At 45.4% G+C, this 18,620-nt stretch carries 17 protein-coding genes, 1 tRNA gene and 1 riboswitch; of the genes, 5 read left to right on the top strand and 13 right to left on the bottom strand.

Annotation, left to right across the window (positions count from 1 at the left end; all coding sequences use genetic code 11):
* Window positions 1-259 precede the first annotated feature (259 nt).
* A complete protein-coding gene (locus GO003_RS14825) occupies window positions 260-994 on the bottom strand; it encodes a TIGR04282 family arsenosugar biosynthesis glycosyltransferase (protein WP_159657161.1) in 735 nt (244 codons plus the stop codon).
* A gap of 341 nt (window positions 995-1,335) precedes the next feature.
* On the opposite strand from GO003_RS14825, the gene GO003_RS14820 reads away from it, so the two are divergent.
* Window positions 1,336-2,130, top strand: a complete 795-nt coding sequence (locus GO003_RS14820; RefSeq protein ID WP_159657163.1) for an RMD1 family protein — start codon at window positions 1,336-1,338, stop codon at window positions 2,128-2,130.
* A gap of 73 nt (window positions 2,131-2,203) precedes the next feature.
* Here GO003_RS14820 and GO003_RS14815 read toward each other — a convergent pair whose 3' ends face one another.
* Window positions 2,204-2,794: a hypothetical protein gene (locus GO003_RS14815; protein ID WP_159657165.1), complete on the bottom strand. Its 591-nt coding sequence runs from the start codon at window positions 2,792-2,794 to the stop codon at window positions 2,204-2,206.
* Between the two features lie 47 nt (window positions 2,795-2,841).
* Complete coding sequence (locus GO003_RS14810) at window positions 2,842-4,686, bottom strand: TonB-dependent receptor domain-containing protein (protein ID WP_159657167.1); 1,845 nt, start codon at window positions 4,684-4,686, stop codon at window positions 2,842-2,844.
* 102 nt (window positions 4,687-4,788) lie between these two features.
* Window positions 4,789-5,000, bottom strand: a riboswitch (cobalamin riboswitch).
* A 429-nt stretch (window positions 5,001-5,429) separates the two neighbouring features.
* Between GO003_RS14810 and mepA the strand changes: the two genes are divergently transcribed.
* The gene (mepA, locus tag GO003_RS14805; RefSeq protein ID WP_159657169.1) at window positions 5,430-6,278 is read left to right on the top strand and encodes a penicillin-insensitive murein endopeptidase; all 849 of its coding nucleotides are present in this window, start codon (window positions 5,430-5,432) and stop codon (window positions 6,276-6,278) included.
* Between the two features lie 202 nt (window positions 6,279-6,480).
* The gene (locus GO003_RS14800) at window positions 6,481-6,834 is read left to right on the top strand and encodes a hypothetical protein (protein ID WP_159657171.1); all 354 of its coding nucleotides are present in this window, start codon (window positions 6,481-6,483) and stop codon (window positions 6,832-6,834) included.
* 36 nt (window positions 6,835-6,870) lie between these two features.
* On the opposite strand, the gene GO003_RS14795 is transcribed toward GO003_RS14800, so the two are convergent.
* Complete coding sequence (locus GO003_RS14795) at window positions 6,871-8,532, bottom strand: putative transporter (RefSeq protein ID WP_159657173.1); 1,662 nt, start codon at window positions 8,530-8,532, stop codon at window positions 6,871-6,873.
* Between the two features lie 480 nt (window positions 8,533-9,012).
* A complete protein-coding gene (locus GO003_RS14790) occupies window positions 9,013-9,594 on the bottom strand; it encodes a hypothetical protein (RefSeq protein WP_159657175.1) in 582 nt (193 codons plus the stop codon).
* A gap of 1,031 nt (window positions 9,595-10,625) precedes the next feature.
* On the opposite strand from GO003_RS14790, the gene GO003_RS14785 reads away from it, so the two are divergent.
* The gene (locus tag GO003_RS14785) at window positions 10,626-12,530 is read left to right on the top strand and encodes a transketolase C-terminal domain-containing protein (RefSeq protein WP_159657177.1); all 1,905 of its coding nucleotides are present in this window, start codon (window positions 10,626-10,628) and stop codon (window positions 12,528-12,530) included.
* Between the two features lie 170 nt (window positions 12,531-12,700).
* Window positions 12,701-12,791, top strand: a tRNA-Ser gene (locus tag GO003_RS14780).
* Window positions 12,792-12,895: 104 nt separating this feature from the next.
* Here GO003_RS14780 and GO003_RS14775 read toward each other — a convergent pair.
* The 8 genes from GO003_RS14775 to GO003_RS14740 form a co-directional block, all read right to left on the bottom strand.
* A complete protein-coding gene (locus GO003_RS14775) occupies window positions 12,896-13,096 on the bottom strand; it encodes a hypothetical protein (RefSeq protein ID WP_159657179.1) in 201 nt (66 codons plus the stop codon).
* Between the two features lie 462 nt (window positions 13,097-13,558).
* Complete coding sequence (locus GO003_RS14770; RefSeq protein ID WP_159657183.1) at window positions 13,559-13,711, bottom strand: hypothetical protein; 153 nt, start codon at window positions 13,709-13,711, stop codon at window positions 13,559-13,561.
* Window positions 13,708-14,241: an HNH endonuclease gene (locus GO003_RS14765; RefSeq protein ID WP_159657185.1), complete on the bottom strand. Its 534-nt coding sequence runs from the start codon at window positions 14,239-14,241 to the stop codon at window positions 13,708-13,710. Before GO003_RS14765 ends, GO003_RS14770 begins: the two co-directional genes overlap by 4 nt.
* On the bottom strand, window positions 14,238-14,738 hold the full coding sequence (locus tag GO003_RS14760; RefSeq protein WP_159657187.1) for a helix-turn-helix domain-containing protein: 501 nt from the start codon (window positions 14,736-14,738) through the stop codon (window positions 14,238-14,240). Before GO003_RS14760 ends, GO003_RS14765 begins: the two co-directional genes overlap by 4 nt.
* A complete protein-coding gene (locus GO003_RS14755) occupies window positions 14,735-15,157 on the bottom strand; it encodes a DUF7673 family protein (RefSeq protein ID WP_206444692.1) in 423 nt (140 codons plus the stop codon). The genes GO003_RS14760 and GO003_RS14755 overlap by 4 nt, the downstream gene beginning before the upstream one ends.
* Complete coding sequence (locus GO003_RS14750; protein ID WP_159657189.1) at window positions 15,154-16,287, bottom strand: hypothetical protein; 1,134 nt, start codon at window positions 16,285-16,287, stop codon at window positions 15,154-15,156. The genes GO003_RS14755 and GO003_RS14750 overlap by 4 nt, the downstream gene beginning before the upstream one ends.
* A 405-nt stretch (window positions 16,288-16,692) precedes the next feature.
* Entirely contained in the window at window positions 16,693-17,184 is a 492-nt protein-coding gene (locus GO003_RS14745) for a hypothetical protein (protein WP_159657191.1), read from the bottom strand.
* Between the two features lie 67 nt (window positions 17,185-17,251).
* A complete protein-coding gene (locus GO003_RS14740; RefSeq protein WP_159657193.1) occupies window positions 17,252-18,586 on the bottom strand; it encodes a phage major capsid protein in 1,335 nt (444 codons plus the stop codon).
* Window positions 18,587-18,620: the final 34 nt, after the last annotated feature.

Genomic DNA, 18,620 nt, shown 5'->3' with positions numbered 1-18,620 from the left:
ATTAAAAACCCGTAGATCAGCCGGATTTTTTATTGTCAGAGCGCCTCTCAAAAGAGTGATACGAAGCGGTCAGGTAAGGTTCCTCTTACTTTCTTTTTATTATTTTTTCTGAACGTTGCGATAAGTTAAGTCTTAATGCCATGTGTCTTAATTACTAAACAAGATTAGACTTGTTCAAGAGCTATTAACCATAGCACAGAGAATTGTAATATCTAATTCGCATGTGTTGCCAATTTTTCAAATCCGGCAACACGGGAAATCAACAGTTTGTTAACGTTAACTGCGTCAAAAAGTCTGTCATCTTTTGCTGTTCGGGCGTGGGTTTAACAAGCGCCTCCAATGCGGACATAACCCGGACTAAATCAGCTAATTCATCGGCATCCTGTAAGCTGTCTGTCTGAAAAATATCACCAAAAGGTGCAATTGCATTTAAAAATTGTTCTCCTGTATCGGGTTGACTGTAACTTATGTGAGTCCAAAGTGCCTGAGAAAGCCGTCGATTACCACCAAAGAGCCAGAATCCACCATCAAAACTCGGACCAAAAGCGAATCGAGAAAAATCAGTAGCGGATAACCAGTGAGCACAATCGCACACTTGACGGCTGGTCATTTGAGGAATATCGGCGCCCACCAAAAGCACATACGGATGGCGTTGTAAAAGCTGTTCGTAGATCAGCCCCATACGTTCACCCAGGCCGCCTTCCCCCTGCCAGACTGTCGGCAGCGCTTGCCAATACCAATGATCCAAAGCCCCGACTTCCGCGACTGCGTAATACCCTTGTAACGGAATCTGTTGACAGGCATCCGCTATGACCGATGTCACAGATTGAGCGGCAGTTAAATGCAAAGTTTCAGCAGCATCGGTTCCAAGGCTTGCCGCCAAGCGAGTTTTAACGGGAGACAAGCCCGGTGTTTTAACAAACAGCGCAATGGCACCTTGAGAGGGTTTAGGGCTTTCGTTTTCGATAACTGGCGGTATGCATGCAGTGTTCATTTCTCTTAATAATTATCCTTCAATAGCTTGAATAGCTTGAATAGCTTGAATAGCGGTTAGTATCACTCTACCCGGTAAAAAATGGTCGATCTGAGCCCGGCAAAAATGCTTACTTTGCCTTTGCCGCACGCTATCGTTCCGGCAGGGATGAAGCCTCTGTCATCCTTTCAACGCCTGTCGCGAACAGTGCTCTATTTGATGGGTTTAACACGTTTACGCAGACCCTATCGATAATGCCTGCAGCCCAAGCATAATGGCAGTTCTTTTTTGAAATTATTGGGAAACTTCAATTGAGTCGTTGTATGTTATCCTTCGCACATTTGAAATTCGTAGATAATACAATGTCTTCACATCAAGTTATTCAGCGTTGTTTAACCGTTTGTCTCGCGCAGTCATTCGTGTTTAACGAACTAAAAGAAAAGTTGCTCGACACCACCCGCTCTCAGGTCTTCAGAGATACTGTCGCAATCGATCATAAAAACGGCGTGTCTATTGTCTTTGCATACGGCGTTGTAGTGCACTGGAATGTGAATCTGGATGACCGGCGAGAGCTGCACAGAATTCTTTTAAATTATGCGGTAAAGCCGGAGGCGGAAGCTCAGGAAGATAATTTCAGCTACGAGGTCAACTGCGAACAAGACCGCATTCAACACGATCATATCGAGTTGCAAAACGCCGATATCAAAGTCTATGTTGCCTTGTCACACGCCATGGCACAGTCGATCAAACTGGCTGCATTTGAAGGCAATGCCATTGACACTATCCATACCACCAGCCATCTACCCGAATCGTTGGCGCGGGAAGGCAAAATCAGACTGGGCAGAAATGCAATGGCTAAAATTCGCGGCCAGCTGTTCTTGACCAAAAGCGATATTATTCTGAATTACGACTTGCTGGATACGCCAGAATTTTTTTGGGAACACCCGGAATACCAATCAATTTACTTGATGGCAGCGAATTACCTTGAGATCAAGCAGCGAACCGAAGTGCTGTCGAAAAAACTGGAAACCATCCATGAGCTTCTGGAAATGCTGGCTGACGAACAAAAACATCTACATTCGTCAACGCTGGAATGGATCATCATTTGGCTGATTGCCGTGGAAATCATCATGTCCTTGATCGACAAGATTTTTTAGCTCCGCTACTACCCAGAAATCAAATAGGCATTTACTGCATCCTTGCAGTGTTAATCCATTACTGCCAAAAAGTTTACAACGACTTTGAATCCCAGCGATGCGCCATAATTCCTTTAAACAGAATCACCGGCAAGACGATTGCGGCGGCATAGGCCATCGTTCCGGTCAGATAATGCGGATAGTAACGCGTAAACTGCCCCAGAAAAGCCTCCCATGAGCGGTTACTGACATTGTCAGACAACAGATAAAAGCTGCCATTAGTCAGCAAAAATGCCAGTGAGACCGCCAAAAACAACAGCCCGAATAAACCAGTCAGATCAGTCAATCCGGTCAACTCTTTTTCGCGAAAGTAAGCACCGGTTGCCCAAAGTACCCCGTAAGCAGGTACCAGAAAAACATAGGCCGGAGAAATACAAAAATCACTGACATTCATCTGGGCTATCGCAACATAATCGATAAGTCCTGCCAGAACCAACAAAGTCAAAAACAAGCCTCGACCACCAAACCACAAGCCCGCCAGAAAAAAGACCGCCAAGGATGCATCTGGCAAGGCAAAAGCCGAACCGAAATGATCCATGCGGGTCATTGCCATCAAGCCAATCAAGGCTATGGGGCCGGGTTTGGTCAATGGCTGATTGAGTGCCGATGATGTGGGTATTGCCATAGTAAAGCTCCAAAGTGGGAAAGTGATAGCCGTCCCTGGCCAAATTATTAATGCGTAAAGTGTATTGATAAGAAAAAGTTTCTATCCGCTGTGTTAAAAGTATCGGCGGTTTGATATTGTTTATCCAGTAAATTATTCAATTGTCCGCTTAACTTCCAGTTTTTATTGAACTGATAGGCACTGCGCAAATCAACGGTGACAAAGCCTCCGACTTTATTGGTATTATCCTGCCGGTCATAGCGATAGCCTTGAGCGAGTAAAGTTGCCCCCGTTTCCAGCGCACCAAAGGACCTGGATAAATCAAGTGACAAGGATTTATTAGACCGCCTGGGTAAACGCGTATTGGTCAAGCGATTACGAGGGTCCAGCAGGCTCATTCCCAATTGTGCGTTCACTCCCAGTATCTGGGTTCCAATTTCGGCTTCGATGCCGTCAATCTGGGCTTTATCGGTATTTTCAGCGCCGAAGTTACCGGTATTGGGATTAAAGGCAAAACCAATCAGGTTGTCAATATCGGTATGGTAAGCCCGCAATTCCCAGCGCAACCAATCATAATCTCCGGCCAAACCCACTTCTACTGAAGTTGACTCCTCGGCGGATAATCCGGAATTACCGAAATTAGGAAAGTAAAGTTCGTTAAATGTCGGCGCCTTAAACGCGTTACCGAAACTGGCAAATGCGCTTAAGCCATAATCCCAATTAAACCGCCAGCCGATATTACCGCTGACAAAATCACCAAACGCTTCATTATCATCGAACCGAACCGAGGCGGTCAGAAAATGACTGTCCAAAAAACGGCCTTGCCATTCGGTAAACACACCCACATCGTACCGACTGAGCTCAGTATACAAGGTGGTGCTCTCCACTTCGTCATAGCGATAATCAGAACCCAAAATCAACTGATGATCATCGGATAACTTGAACGTATTCAACCAGGTGGCATTCCATCGCGTTGAATCAAAATTGGTAGAAAAGTCGCCATCCAAATCCAGGTTATCATTATCATCTCTGGTTTGCCCCAAACGCAGCGAAGACTCCCAATAGTCAGTTAAAAAAAGCCGTCCTGACAAGCCAACGACATGATTAAAGAATTCGGTTTGATCTTCATTAGAACCGTCAAATCGATTTTTACCTTCCGATCGCATGAAAAAAGCTTCAATTTCCGCCTTATTGTCAAAGCGGTGACCAAGCCTGGCGTTAAGACCGGTATTATAATAACCATCATTGTCTGGCTGATTGACGCCAAAAAAACCTGAAGTCGGTTCTCTTGCATCAAAGCCCTTGGTATTGATATGAGATGCCCCTAGCGTATACCAGGTGCCGTTAGTTTCGCCGCTGACAGTACCGGAAACCTTGGCTGTATTATAAGACCCACCGCCGGCATCCAATGTAAAAGTGGGCTCTTGTTTCTGAACGCCTTTGCGGGTAAAAATCTGAATTACCCCCCCTAGCGCTTCAGAGCCGTAAAGACTGGCTTGTGGACCCTTGATAATTTCAACCCTTTCGACCTGATCAATGGGGATCACTTCAAACGGAGAGGTGCCAAGAGTAACCGAGCCGAAACGAATCCCATCAATCAAGACCAAAACCTGGTCCGATTCTGTGCCGCGCATAAAGATACTGGTGGGCTTACCTAAACCACCTGACTGCACGACATCGACACCGGTGACTCGTTTTAACAAATCAGGTAAGGTATTGACTTGATATTTTTCAATATCTTCGCGGGTAAACACGGTAATGGCGGCCGCTAACTGCTTCTTTTCCCGTTCAGAACGGGTTGCAGTAACAACCATGTTAGGCAGATGGTATGAATCTTCAGATTCCGTATTTTGGGCCAGAACCGGTTGATGCGCACCGGTTAAAATTAATGAACTAAAAATGAGTTTTCGCATTATATCCTCTGCGCCGCCCGCGCATGAAGCTTAGGAAATGACAGCGAAAAGGCAAGGCAAAGAGAAACGCAGGGGAATCTTTTCGCAAACAGCCCGCCGCTGTCTCGAATCAACTCTCGGGCCGGTCTCCGGGCTTATAAGTGGCGTATGCCTGAATCACCGCCTTCCCATGCAAAAGACACAGTGGCTTGATGATGATTCTTTACTTATCTACCGTTGCGGGGGCAGCGTCGGCTTTGGCAATCAATACCTGACCGACTTCCCGTTTAACCCGATGATATAAATCAAAGGGCACCAGAAAGAAGGCCGCCGATTATAAGGATTTACAAACGTAAAGCAAGTAAAGGAATTGCCGCACACGTAAAGACAGAGGACAATAAGCGCGCTTTAACGAGATATTGAGCGGGTTATTTTTCTCAGTTTTCGATACAAAAAATCTGGATCTCGTTGTTTTTATTTTAAGCTATCTTGTAATCCGTCAATACCGAGTAAAAGCAGATTAACCTGCGCGCTTTTTTAGGCCATGTTCGCGTTAGTAGTTGAAAGTAAATCAACACCGTCATTCCGGCATGGATTGCCGGAGCCGTTAGACCGCGTAAGCGAATCTAGGTCACAAGGATGTGAAAGTCCAGCGCCATCCATGGCTTCTGGACCCCGGCAATCCCTGCCGGGGCGACGCCCACTATTAACGCAAACATAGCCTTTATTAAGTCATTTATTTTGAATGGGAGTTTGTACTAATCATGAAGGTGTTATTAAGTCTTTTAAGCGGGGCACTATTGAGCGCCTCTTGTGTTTCGCTGGCTGCGAACCGCTGGGCAACTGTCACCTCCCCTACCCCGATAATCAATGGCATTGAAAGTATTGGCGATTACACCGCCGGATGTTTGCGGGGAGCCTTGACTTTACCCGAAAATGGCGAGGGCTATCAGGTCATGCGGTTATCGCGTCAACGCTATTTTGGCCACCCCGATTTGATTCAGTTCATAGAAAAACTGGGCCGCAGCGCCGTCGACAAAGACTGGGGAACGCTATTGATCGGCGATTTGGGCCAGGCTAGAGGCGGACCCACGCCTAGCGGACATCGCAGCCACCAATCCGGACTGGATGTGGACATCTGGTTTTTGTTATCCAGAGAAGCAACTAAACGAAAATTAAGCCATGGCGAACGCGAGAAATGGGGGGCACCCTCTGTTTTGCTGCCTCATTCGGACACTATTAACCCGTCTCAATGGTCACAGGCCATAGAACAAGTCCTGGAAACTGCGGCGCTGATGCCGGAAGTTGACCGTATCTTTGTCAACGCAGCCATCAAGCGGCAGCTATGTAATAACAAGGGTCCTGAAGCACGTCCCTGGTTAAAAAAAATCCGGCCCTGGTGGGCGCATGACGATCACTTTCATGTCCGCTTGAAATGCCCGACTGACAGCCCTAATTGCAAAACTCAAAATCCTGTGCCCAACAGCAACGGCTGCGATGCATCGCTGGATTGGTGGTTTTCTGCTGAAGCAAAAACGCCATCGGCGGTTCCAAAAAAAGCGCCGGCACCTTTGCTTCTACCTGAACAATGTGACGGCGTTTTAACGGAATAAATGCTAATAAAGTACTAATAATGGTTGTAAGTATTCGGCTGAGCAACAAAACTAAAGGTGAAGCGCCATGTAGGTTGCGGTTGGCGACAGCCAACCCAACATTCAAGGCAAGGGCATTAATTGTTGGATTGAGGAAAACAGGGAATAAAACCTACGCTAAATTATTAAAAAAGTTTTAACTCAAAACGCGGACATTAACAAAATGAAACTACTGACAGCCGTTTTTATCTTGGGCTTGATAATCCAGTATTTTATGGATTCGGCATTAAGACTGGAAAACATCAATCTGGAAATGTTTATTCATAACCTGATTCGCTTTTTTACAGGCTTTATCATTTTAGGGATTTGGGTAAGCTACAAACACCGGTTGAAACTTAAAATCGCATTGTATTTGGTGGTAGCTTTATTGCTTGCCGACCATATCGCCGACTATGTTCGCAGTGTGGATAACCTGAAACTTGAAATGCTGATTCATGAAAGCTATCTGATCCTCTGGGGCGCTTTAATGGGTTACTTATCAATGCGTTGCTACTACAGAAAAAAACAGGAAAAGTAAGGCAGACTGCCCGTATTGAGGGCAGTCTCTCAAATATCAAAGAAACAACAAAATGATCATCTGCGCAGAGATAATCCTTAATATCATCACTAACGGATAAACCGTTGCATAGGCAATTGACACTGCCGCAGAGGGATTCAAGCTGTTAGCAAAAGCCAATGCCGGCGGATCAGTCATACTGCCGGCGAGCAAACCGCACATCGACAGAAAATTAACCCGGTAGAAGAACCTCGCCACAAACGCAACAATCAGCAATGGCCCTATGGTGATCATTACCGCACAAGCCATCCAGTAAAAACCGTCACCGTTGATCAGGGTATTGACAAACTTGTCACCCGAATTCAAGCCCACGCAGGCCAAGAACAAAACGATCCCCACATCTTTGAGGATAATGTTCGAACTCTTCGGCAAATGCCAGGTCATCGTACCCCAATTGCCGATCCTGCTGAGCAAAATGGCCACGATCAACGGACCACCCGCCAAGCCGAGTTTAACGGCAGAAGGAATACCCGGCACATAAAGGGGCAGACTGCCTAACAAAATGCCTAAGGTAATGCCGATAAAAATAGGAACGATCTGCGGATGACTGAGCACCTCCAACGAGTTACCCAATACTTTTTCAAGACTCGCCAGACTCTCCTTGCTTCCGACTACATTCAACTCGTCGCCGTAATGAACATGAACCGACCCGGTAGGCGTAAATTCAACATCCGGACGGTGAATTCTGGAAATAGTCACCCCGTACATTGTCCGCAAGTTGCTGACGGTTTGACCCACAGCATCTTTGTGGGTTACGACAAAGCGGCCGCTGAAAAGATTGGTCGCAATTTCTTTCAGGTTATAGCTGGAATCAGGCCCGATCAGAATTTTCAATTTATCCAAATGTTCTTTTTCGCCGACCAAACGAATGGCGTCGCCTGTCGTTAATAAGGTGTCATTTGTCGCTATATTGACTTCACCGTTATGAAGAATACGGGTTACAGCCACGCCCATGGCATCAAAAAAAGGAACTTGTCCAATGGTCAAGTTATTCAGATTTGGATTTTCCACCGTCAAATCACACCAAACCGGTGTTTTGGCGTTTTCCTGCTGTATGCGGCTGAAGTCTTCAGCTTCAGTGGCCAGGTTAATTTTAAAAACCGCTCGCGTCAGCAGCATAGACAGGATAATGCCAACTATGCCAAAAGGATATGCCACCGCATAGCCCAATCCTGGTAGTTTCAGAGTCTCAGGATTGATTCCGGATATGCCGGCAAGAATTTCCTGTGCAGCCGCCAATGAAGGTGTGTTGGTGGTTGCGCCTGAAAATAGCCCGACCGCTACAGGGATAGGAATATCACCGAAAATACTGATTAGAACAGTAATCGCAGCACCCAGCAGCACAATCGAAGCGGCCATCACGTTCAACCTGATACCGTAGCGAAAAAACGAGCTGACAAAACTGGGACCCACCTGAAGTCCAATGGCATAGACAAATAAAATGAGTCCGAACTCTCGCAGAAAGTGCATGACCTCTTTGGGCAACGTAATCCCAAAGTGGCCGAAAGCAAGGCCGGAAAATAACACCCCGGCAATGCCCAGTTCTATTTTGAACAAGGACAATCTTCCTAATAACAGCCCGGTTGAAACAACCAGACTGATCACTAACAACGAGTGAGAAACAGATTCGTGGCTAAAAAGGTGTATGAGCCAATTCATGGTGATTTCAATGATTAATAGTTGCCAGATGATCAAATCAAACAGTAAGTCGTGTCACAGGTTTTCACCGGCAAACAAACTGCAGGAAAATCGCGTAAACAAAAAGAGGCCTTTGTATCATCAGAAATCGAAGGTAAAGACTATCACAAACCCAATTGCAAAAAGCCTTTGTCTAACAGTCGATTAGTGTACGATCAAGAAGCACCCATTGTTACAAATCAGATTGATCGCCAATCGACAAAATCCGTAGATTTTGGATTCGGTTATAGAATACACCATCCCTGTTTTTGACAGAAACCAAAATTACAGAATTTCAACTAAATTCTGTATTTCTCGAATCTTTTCCTGCATTTTATCAACTTTTAGAGTTAAATAACTTAATCAAGCCCATAACCGGTTGAACGGCTATCACGCTTAGAGTTTACCCAATTTTTTGGCAAGTACGAGAATGGATGCTTAAGCCAAGAACTCGTCAGAGGGTTACTTTTGATCTTTATAAATGTCCTCATGCAATTTTTTTAGATTGGGGAAAAGAAAATGTTTTTCATAATAAAGACCCACAATAACCACAGGAACGGCCAATAAAAAAATGTCACCCACTTCGGCTTCAAAAATAACATCCAAACCGGCTATAAAAAATAAAAACAGTCCCAGCAAATAGAAGCGAACACCCAGTAACATGCCCGTTAAAAACATCGTATGGGCAAGAACGATATGAATGACTAAACCGGTTGTTCTGGCGGTCATCAGATCCGCATGCCATAAAAGCAATACCAGCATAATGGAGATGAAAGCACTCCCCCAAAACAGACATTCAAATTTTACGTAATGCGCTATGGTTTGACCCGTCTTGTGAAGGTTGGCTTTTTCGCAAATTAACGAACCCAACAAAAATATTGGTGCCATCAGCAACCAGTAAAGAATGACAGTCCTATCGGAAATCTCACCCAAAAAATCGCTGACAATACACAACACAATCAATACGATAAAAATTATCTCTTGTATATATATATTCTGAATTAATGAGTCAAGATTGGTTTTTTCATCGAAATTCCAGCTCATAGTAAGGTATCCTCTTAAAAATACGCACAGTCATCATAAGGAGTTTAAATTTTGGACCCGTGCCTCGGTATTTTGCTTTCCAAAACAGGCAGCGTTACCTGCAGCACAGGCTCTTTAGTCGGGCAGTAAATGAAATAATACATTTGGCAGACTGCAATTTACAGGAAAATCAAATGCATCGGTTTGCTGCTAGCACCCGCTGATCAGAGTATGTCATCTTTTAAACAATTTTGGGCATGTGCTCACTTCCTGCGAACAAATCAATACCGTTAAGTTAAGCGTATTTTGTAGGAGCGGGCCAAGCCCGCGATTGAAACACCTTTGGTCGCGGGGCATGGCCCGCTCTTACGATGCCATCCAAAGCGGACGAGTATTTGTAATATAGGAACTAAAAAATTAGTTCAGCAAGAAAGTCCAACGTACGAAACAGAGCTTAAATCAAACTAAAAAATTCAATGCTGAAGTTTCCCTGTTTTTATAAGGTTGTCCAAGCTTGTTTAAGAACTTTTTTTGTATTAATAATTGCCGTCGTTCCGGCAGGGATTGCCGGGATGACGCCTCTGTCTAAGGCGAACAGTGCTTTATTAAATGGGTTTGCCACAGTTTACGCAGACCCTATCGATAATTCCTGCAGCCCAAGCATAATGGATGTTCGTTTTTGAAATTATTGGCAAACTTCAGATCAATGTATGAGTCAAGTAAATGACCCTGTCCGGCATATCCGCTTCGTCAAAGGCTCCAACTGTATCAACTAGAGATTAAGTTGCGAAAATTGCTTGCACTGTTTAACTCGCAAGTGTGTAATGTCTGTTTTTTTCAAGGATCATTTTCAAAGGGACGTCCGGGCACTGAAGGCAATACTCAGACGCTGACGGAAAATGACTCGCACAACGGCTGGCTCAGGTAAACAAGGCATAATTCAATTATTCTCCGGGATGAGTTCGCTTCTTCAGTATTTTCATTCGCTGATAAAAATACTGAGTTAAACCTGGCTATCTATTTCTAACCTCAACCCACAAGAAGAATAAACTATGTCAAAATTTCCTATTGATCTCGGCGCGTACCAACGCATTTCCCTTGATCCAAGCAGCAACAAACTCACAGACGAACAAAAATCAGCACTCAAAGCCAATATCAAATTATGCCGAGATGCCATCGTATTCTTCACCGCAACTGGCGCGGCCAGAGGTGTAGGCGGACATACAGGCGGTCCATTTGACACCGTGCCGGAAGTCATGATTCTTGACGCGCTGTTTCGTGGTTCCGACGACAAATTCGTGCCGATTTTTTTCGATGAAGCCGGACACCGTGTTGCTACACAATACCTGATGTCAACTTTAAACGGCGACTTGCCTGCCGAACAATTGATGCGTTACCGGGAAGCGCATTCCCATCTGCCGGGCCATCCCGAACTGGGCTTCACTCCGGGTGTAAAATTCAGCTCAGGCCGTTTAGGTCACATGTGGCCTTATGTCAACGGCGTAGCCATGGCCAACCCGACAAAAACCTTATTCTGCCTGGGTTCTGATGGCTCGCAACAAGAAGGTAACGATGCTGAAGCAGCTCGTTTAGCCGTAGCTCAACAACTCAATGTCAAACTGATCATTGACGATAACAATGTCACGATCGCAGGTCATCCATCGCATTATCTGGGTGGCTGCAGTACCGCCAAAACATTGACCGGCCATGGATTAACCGTACTTGAAGGCGACGGCGAAGATATTGACGGCTTGTATAGCCGCATCGTTACCGCGATCAACACTCAAGGCCCAGTTGCAATTATCAACCACCGTCCTATGTGCCCAGGCATCAAAGGCTTGGAAGGTTCAACTCACGGCCACGATGTCATCTCGGTCAAATTAGCGGTTGAATACCTGGAATCGAACGGCCAGCAAGCAGCTGCCGATCACTTGAAATCTATCCAGGCTCCTAAACAGGATTACACCTTCCTGGGCTCCAGCGACAAATGGGATGCCAATCGTAACGTTTTCGGCGATGCCGCAGTAGCTATATTGAGCCGTCTGAGTGAAGCAGAACGTGTTGAAAAAGTCCGCGTTATCGACAGCGACCTTGAAGGCTCATGTGGCTTAAAGAAAATTCATGACGCTTATCCTGAAATCTTTATTTCATCCGGCATCATGGAGCGCGGCAACTTTTCTGCGGCTGCCGGTTTCGGTATGGAAGCTGGCAAACAAGGCATTTTTGGTACCTTCAGTGCCTTTTTGGAAATGTGTATTTCCGAAATCACCATGGCGCGCCTGAATAACTCAAATGTTCTGAGTCATTTCTCGCACTCGGGCATAGATGATATGGCCGACAACACGTGTCATTTCGGTTTAAACAACATGTTTGCCGACAACGGTTTAAGTGATGGTTATGCGACCAACTTGTATTTCCCGGCTGATCCAAACCAGATGAAAGCCTGTATGGAAACCATTTTCTTTGATCCGGGTTTACGTTTCGTATTCTCTACCCGCTCCAAAGTCCCACTGATTTTGGACAGCGAAGGCAAGGAATTTTTCGGCGGCGATTACAAATTTGTTTCCGGCAAAGACGAAGTCATTCGTGAAGGCACACAAGGCTATATCGTCAGCTTCGGTGAATCTTTATACCGCGCGCTGGATGCAGTTGAACGCCTGAAACAGGAAGGTTTCGATGTCGGCCTGATCAACAAACCTACTTTGAACGTGATTGATGAAGAGATGCTGGCTAAAATCGGCAAATCACCGATGGTGATGGTCGTAGAAGCCTTCAACCGCAAGACCGGTTTAGGTAGCCGTTTCGGCTCCTGGTTGCTGGAACGTGGCCATACACCAAAGTATGCTCACATCGCCACGCACAAAGAAGGCTGCGGCGGTTTATGGGAACAGTTCCCGCATCAAGGTATCGACCCAGCAGGCATCATGGCTAAAGCCAAAGACTTGCTGAAAGGTTAATCCAGGCAATGATTCACAGGGCGCAGTCATGCGCCCTGTTTTTTAAGAACAAATCAGATCACTATTTCAGTGCTTCAAACACCGGAAAGTTCTATTTCAAGTCATTCTACTCAAGATAAAGCAAAAAAGGCTTGAATAAATAATCGATTCAGTTATTATATGCGGCCTGTGGAGAGATGGCTGAGTGGTTTAAGGCAGCGGTCTTGAAAACCGTCGTGGGTTAATAGCCCACCCAGAGTTCGAATCTCTGTCTCTCCGCCAAGTAGCACCTCTAAGTTATTGATTTACAAGGTTTTTTGATTTACCTGAAAGGATCAACCCACATTCCAACCCCATTGGATAACATGGGTTACAGTCGTTATTGTTTACGCCTCCAGTGTGAAGAACCGCTTAAAATGCCTTTCGTGCACTCGCTCCGCGTACTGGTCGCCCTGAACCGGGAAAATGTGGTAATACCTCTTTTTTTCATCAAAATAAAATTGGTAACTTTCCCCTCGTTGATAATCGCCAAGTCCAAAGTTTCCGCGCGGTTCTGATATACACCTGGCCTTTTTGTAGTCAATCATCAATTAATTCCTCATCGTTAAAGTTAAAACTAGCTGCCTGACTCCCTATAAAACAAGGCTATCATAAGCCCCACTATTACGCCTGTAACAAGGCCATAAATGCCAGCATACATTAGCCCATCGCTTATACAGAATTGTTCTTGTGCGTTAATATTCCGTGAATAGATTTCATAACCGGCTTTTACAAGTTCGTCGGGTCCATTACAGACCAAGTTTTGTAATGGGTTACTCATAAGGCCCCCTTATTTGTGGATCTCGACACCTCGCATAACTGAATAAAAGTTTTATGTCTTTGGTCAAGGTAAAATTGAAGTTCCTTGTAACATTCTGATTCTTTCGGCATGTCCCAATAGTGCAGACGTTTAACTACCTCGTCATTGAAGCGGTTGTAAGTGTCGATACTGGCTTGGCTCCAGGTGCTCCCTAAGTAGTCGGTAAATCCTGTCTGTAATGGCTCGTTGTTCATGCTGCCGCCGTCATTACTTCAAAATAGTTTAAAGGCCCAATGCCCAATAAATAACCGCGGTTTTGAAGATCAAGCAGGATAGGCCCGGTTAAATCGGCGGTGCGTATGTATGCAATGACTTTTCCGTTTTTGATTAATGATAATTTCATGATTGCACCTCGCCGCCTTCTTGATGCGCTGCTCTCGGGGTTGGTTGAAAGGTGTGTAGTTCCTTTTTTGCGGATAGATAAGCGGCATGGGCTTCTTCTGGCGTGCTGAATCTGCCTAAGCGATTAGTTTTCCTGTTTATCATTATCTCTGCTTTCCATTTTTTCTTACGCTTATCATAAGAAACGCCCATATAGCCGCTAGTATTATTTGATTGAACACCTCTGTTCTGTTGATTCTCTGATTTATTCGCATCCCTAAGGTTTTCTATCCGGTTGTCTGTTTTAACGCCGTTCATGTGGTCAACATCATTTTTAGGCCATCGGCCAAAGTGATAAAAAAATGCTAAACGGTGCGCTCTGTAAGTCTTGCTGTTTATCTTGATATGAATATAACCTTTGCCGTTAACGCTCCCAGCAATCGCGCCAACCTTAACGCTATTAGCCGGTGATGCCAACCAAGTAAACATGCCGGTTTCAGGGTCGTATCTCAGCAATTCTTTCAATCGTTCTTGTGTAAGCAAGTTTTTCATTTTGCCAACCTCAACAAGCCGCGCATTTTTCTAATTTCTATCGTTCTTTTTTGGCTTTTCCGTTTGCCAATTAATGGTTCTTTGGTGGTTAATTGGTGGTTATATGATGGTTTATTAGACACCATGTCCAGCCCCTCCCCGCGCTCATGTCCAGCCCCTAGTGACATCATGTCTAAGGGGTTAGAACTCGTGTCTATCTGTGGATAATTGCTTTTGTCTAAGGTTGTGTATAAGTTTTCGGTCAATTTACCGGCCAATAAAATATATTTGTTCGTTGCTCCCATTACTCGAATTATTGCTAAATAGCCGCTATCCTCTAGCGTTTTAACTGCGCGTGTTGCTGTTCTGGCCGATACTCCAGCGCGTAAAGCAATATCTTTTAACGCTGGGTAACAATAACCGGCATCGTTGCATCTATCAGCAAGCGCAATTAATACCGCCTTACTTGCGCCGGTTAAAGGGGCTCTAAACGCTGCATTTAAGAATTCTATGCTCATACACGCCCCCTTACCGAATCGGCCCATTCTGCAAACAGATAATCACCCTGTTCAACGTATAAATGAATTTCTTGCGCCGTTACCCTGGCATCCAGTATCAAAACCGCTAAACAATCGTAAAAGAGCTGTTTATCCAGATTTCTGAGTTCGGTTAAGCTAAATTTATGCTGATAGCCGTTGTACAACCCCAACAAAAACCGCCGAATAATCAGACTTTGGCCTGTGTCATGTCTGGCCACCTTAACGAGTCGGTGCAATGCCGGTTCGCCTTTTTGGCATGCCTTCCGTCTTTCGGTTGCCAGCTCAAGACGGTTCTGGTTAAAGGCTTCGAGTGCTCTTTCTTGCTGGGATTCCTGCTCTTCTGGCGTGAGACTTGCCAGCGGTTGAATAAATACGCGGTTGGTTATTGGCTTTTTCATTCCGCCCCCTCAACGCTGTTTAGACTGTACTCCCGTGATAGTTCAATATCCCCGCGCATGACAGTTACGAGTGCCGCAACTGTGCGGTATTCCGGGTCGTCATCGTCTGCAAAGTTGTCAAGGTAGCCAGTCAATAAAAACGGTTTTACTGTTATTGGCTCAAAGTCTCTTAAAAACTTTGTCAACGTTCTCAGCTCATGAAGTCGCTTGTATTGGTCATCTGTTACGGTCTCCAGGTCGCGTTCAATAATGCGCCCACTCCAGCCCGTTTCATGTACGCAGTCACAACAAAAGTCTACCGCTTCAGCAAGGAACGCCGCCCGGTCAACTGGGGTAAAGTGCTGGTCGATTTCGTTAAAGGTTTTAGCCGTCATTGCTTCCAGGATCTCGGCTTCCTGCATCAGTCCATCGTTATAACGGTCGATTGCAAGTTCGCCCATGTAATCAATAACAAACTGTTTAATCTGTGCGGTTCTGCTTAGCTGTGCTTTGGCTTGCTCCTGATAGTTTGCCTCCCGTATAGCGTCCCTGGTTGCCTGTGCTGCCTTTAATCGCTCGGTTATTCCATCAGCTACAGCGTCAAGCTCATCAAATAACTTTAAAATCTCAGGATCTGCGTTAATGATTTCGCGTAACTGATTTCTTCTGTGGTCCGTCCGATATATTCCAGGCCCCCAAGTGTCATAAAAATTAGCCTGACGATATTCTTTAGTAACTGAACCCATACTGATTTTGATAAGTGAGTCTGGTTTGCTGGTCACTTTTACTAGCCCTTCAGCGTCAATAGTCAAGTCATCCGCTGCCGGTGCCGTCTTTAAGCGATTGGTGACAAACTGAACAGCCGCGCTTAATTCCTGGCTTTCGATTTCGGCTTTTTTGTCATAATTTGCTTTGACTGCATCAAGCAATGCTTCCAGGGTTTCTGCTCCGGTTATCGGTGCGCCGGTGTCGCTGCGAGTGATTTTGTAATTGACAGATAGTAGAGTTTTTCGGTGTGTTTCGGATAATTCGGAAGGTTTAAATTGGATGTCAACGCTTCCAAAATGGTCCCGTCCGGCCAATAGTGCGGCTTCTTTATCGACGTAAACTTGTGCTGTGAAATTGTTTGCGGGGTTGGTTTTTGAGTTCATGATATGCGCTCCGTTTGTAAATAAACCCGGAGCCACAATGCTAAGTATGGCGCCGGACTGTGTGAACTAGCATACCGGCAAACGGACCGGCCACCCTTTCGAGTGATCCACACAGCCCGACAAAATGAAGAGCTGAATATTTTACGCAAAAAAATAGCCACATATAGCGGCTTTTGCGCCGTTTGCAACGAGATGCTAGCCCGTGTTGCTTTATTAACAACGCCTTAAATGTAGACCTTTTTATAATTCTTGTAAACCCCAACTTACAAAAATAATTTACCAGTCAAGCAAAAATATTAACTAAGTCATTGTTTTATAACGGATATTTCTTTTTTTCCGAATTGCAGATAAGCAAAAAAAAACCGGCTACCTTTGCAGATAACCGGCTTTCCCCTGGCTTAACTTTTAAATCTCTAAGATTCTATCTTCCAAAATAGGAACGCGCCTGGCTATAGCCTCAGCATCATCAACGCGGGTAAAGCTTTCAATTTCTTCTGTCACCTTGTGCAGTCGCTGCGAACGCTCCGGAGTCAAAAAACCTAATTGATGCAATCGTTCGGTTAACTTGCTGCGTAGTCTTTGGACAATGAGCGGCTCCAGCGTCCTGAGTTCTAATTCATTGGCTTGTAACCGCTTTTCCAAAATTCGGCGTTTCTGGTTCGCTGATAACAGCAAGTCCTGATAATCGCTTTGAGCCTTCTCATAGGCCACCCGCGCCTTGTTAAGCTTTTCCTGTGACACTTGCACCGAGCCCAGGTTTAAGCCTGCCATTTCGGTTTTAAGTTTCTTCATATCAGCCAAGATAGTTTTTTTCTTTGCTGATTTGTCGCTAAGGTCCTGCTTGATAAGTCCGTCTACCAGGTCTGAATTTTCGAGTAGTGCGTTTACGTTGAACATAAAATTTTACCTTTTGGCAAGAATGGCCCGGATAAATTCCAGGCCATAAATTGAGAATTAACCAGATCTAAACGGGTGATAAGTCGCCCCCACGCGCCGCCGCTGGTTGTTCAACGCAAAAAGCTAAGCGTCTTTCGGCGCGAATAGTTAACAGGTTCTTGGTGAAGTTGTCGCCGTCTGAATCTGAGATCTCGACCTCAACCGCCTGCCGATCATGAATAACGCCTAATTGTGGCGCAATAACAGCGAAGCTATCAGCCGTAACACCGATTGATTCAACGACAGGAACGCCGAATATTCTCGGTTCAAAACCTCCCGCAATATCTTGCGCCGTGATTGTCGCCGGTACGCTGTCCAATAGATCCAAGTCAAACAATAACCAATCCGCCGGATTCATTAAAACCGCTGAGGGCATAAAGCCGCCGCTCTTCATGTCAGCAATAATGCGCCGAATCAATTTATGCTTTTTCAAGCCGCTGCCCAGTGTCGCATCATCATAGGCATGTACTACATGGTTCCCAGATTTCAGAATTCCGCCAATGTTCGCGCCGGTGCCGTCACCCGCTGCAAGTTGAGTCTCAACTCTGCGATTGACACCAAAACTTAACCGCGCGTTTACATAGGCGGCCAATAACTGATTATCAGCGGCTAACTGTTTGCTGATTTTAAGCCAGTGCGCCACTGTGCTAACCGGTTGATTGACTAAGGTCCAGGTTATCGCGGACTCGGCCTTCTGTGCGCCTTCTGCCGCTTCTGCTGCTGAGTTGGTGAACACATTTTCACGCGTGAATTCAATCGCCGCTTCTGTAGTCGGAAAGTGTGGGAACAATGATTCTAAAGTTAACGGCGCAAAACCGCCCGCTACAACACCCGGCTTTCTCATGGGTGCCGCTGTGGTATCTGAACCGGTCAAGGTGTTATTCTGAACTTCAACGCGTATTTTTTGACGCGAACCGGATAACAATTCTTTAAGGTTTTGGTTCTTTACGATCTGCGAACCCCAACCGCTTTGGCGCGGGGTGTCGCCGCCCATACCGCCGCCACTAACGCCTTTTTGCTCCAGGTATAGCAGGCGGTCTGCAATTTCTAACTGTTTTTCTTGGAACTTTTCCAATGCGTTTTTGGTTTCGGTGCTGACTTTGCCGGTTTCCTGCAACTGCTTTTCAGCCTGGTCATGAAACTTGTTTATCTTATTTTCGATAATGTCGACGGCTTCAGATATTTTATGAATATCGCCAACGCTACCGCATCCAGCGAAGGCCAAGCCAGCCGCACCGAATAAATCGCCGTGTTGGTTGATGACTGCCGCGTCAACGTCAAAACCGAATACCGCCAACGTGATAATTGATAACGCGATAAATAATGCAAATGTGTTGCTGTGCCTTTCTAAAATTCTGTTCATTTTTTAACCTTTTTGGCTAGTTAAATTTGAACGG

This window comes from Methylicorpusculum oleiharenae, from assembly GCF_009828925.2.
Taxonomy (GTDB): Bacteria; Pseudomonadota; Gammaproteobacteria; order Methylococcales; family Methylomonadaceae; genus Methylicorpusculum; species Methylicorpusculum oleiharenae.
Note: the sequence above shows the minus strand (reverse complement) of the source record. Positions and strands in the feature narration are given on the sequence as shown.

Excerpts from the sequence above, each read along its gene's own strand:
- GO003_RS14765 (WP_159657185.1), bottom strand. The coding sequence starts at position 14,241 with ATGAAAAACTTGCTTACACAAGAACGATTGAAAGAATTGCTGAGATAC.
- GO003_RS14815 (WP_159657165.1), bottom strand. The coding sequence starts at position 2,794 with ATGGCAATACCCACATCATCGGCACTCAATCAGCCATTGACCAAACCC.
- GO003_RS14810 (WP_159657167.1), bottom strand. The coding sequence starts at position 4,686 with ATGCGAAAACTCATTTTTAGTTCATTAATTTTAACCGGTGCGCATCAA.
- GO003_RS14755 (WP_206444692.1), bottom strand. The coding sequence starts at position 15,157 with ATGAAAAAGCCAATAACCAACCGCGTATTTATTCAACCGCTGGCAAGT.
- GO003_RS14750 (WP_159657189.1), bottom strand. The coding sequence starts at position 16,287 with ATGAACTCAAAAACCAACCCCGCAAACAATTTCACAGCACAAGTTTAC.
- GO003_RS14740 (WP_159657193.1), bottom strand. The coding sequence starts at position 18,586 with ATGAACAGAATTTTAGAAAGGCACAGCAACACATTTGCATTATTTATC.
- GO003_RS14770 (WP_159657183.1), bottom strand. The coding sequence starts at position 13,711 with ATGAAATTATCATTAATCAAAAACGGAAAAGTCATTGCATACATACGC.
- mepA (WP_159657169.1), top strand. The coding sequence starts at position 5,430 with ATGAAGGTGTTATTAAGTCTTTTAAGCGGGGCACTATTGAGCGCCTCT.
- GO003_RS14790 (WP_159657175.1), bottom strand. The coding sequence starts at position 9,594 with ATGAGCTGGAATTTCGATGAAAAAACCAATCTTGACTCATTAATTCAG.
- GO003_RS14745 (WP_159657191.1), bottom strand. The coding sequence starts at position 17,184 with ATGTTCAACGTAAACGCACTACTCGAAAATTCAGACCTGGTAGACGGA.
- GO003_RS14795 (WP_159657173.1), bottom strand. The coding sequence starts at position 8,532 with ATGAATTGGCTCATACACCTTTTTAGCCACGAATCTGTTTCTCACTCG.
- GO003_RS14825 (WP_159657161.1), bottom strand. The coding sequence starts at position 994 with ATGAACACTGCATGCATACCGCCAGTTATCGAAAACGAAAGCCCTAAA.
- GO003_RS14800 (WP_159657171.1), top strand. The coding sequence starts at position 6,481 with ATGAAACTACTGACAGCCGTTTTTATCTTGGGCTTGATAATCCAGTAT.
- GO003_RS14775 (WP_159657179.1), bottom strand. The coding sequence starts at position 13,096 with ATGATTGACTACAAAAAGGCCAGGTGTATATCAGAACCGCGCGGAAAC.
- GO003_RS14785 (WP_159657177.1), top strand. The coding sequence starts at position 10,626 with ATGTCAAAATTTCCTATTGATCTCGGCGCGTACCAACGCATTTCCCTT.
- GO003_RS14760 (WP_159657187.1), bottom strand. The coding sequence starts at position 14,738 with ATGAGCATAGAATTCTTAAATGCAGCGTTTAGAGCCCCTTTAACCGGC.
- GO003_RS14820 (WP_159657163.1), top strand. The coding sequence starts at position 1,336 with ATGTCTTCACATCAAGTTATTCAGCGTTGTTTAACCGTTTGTCTCGCG.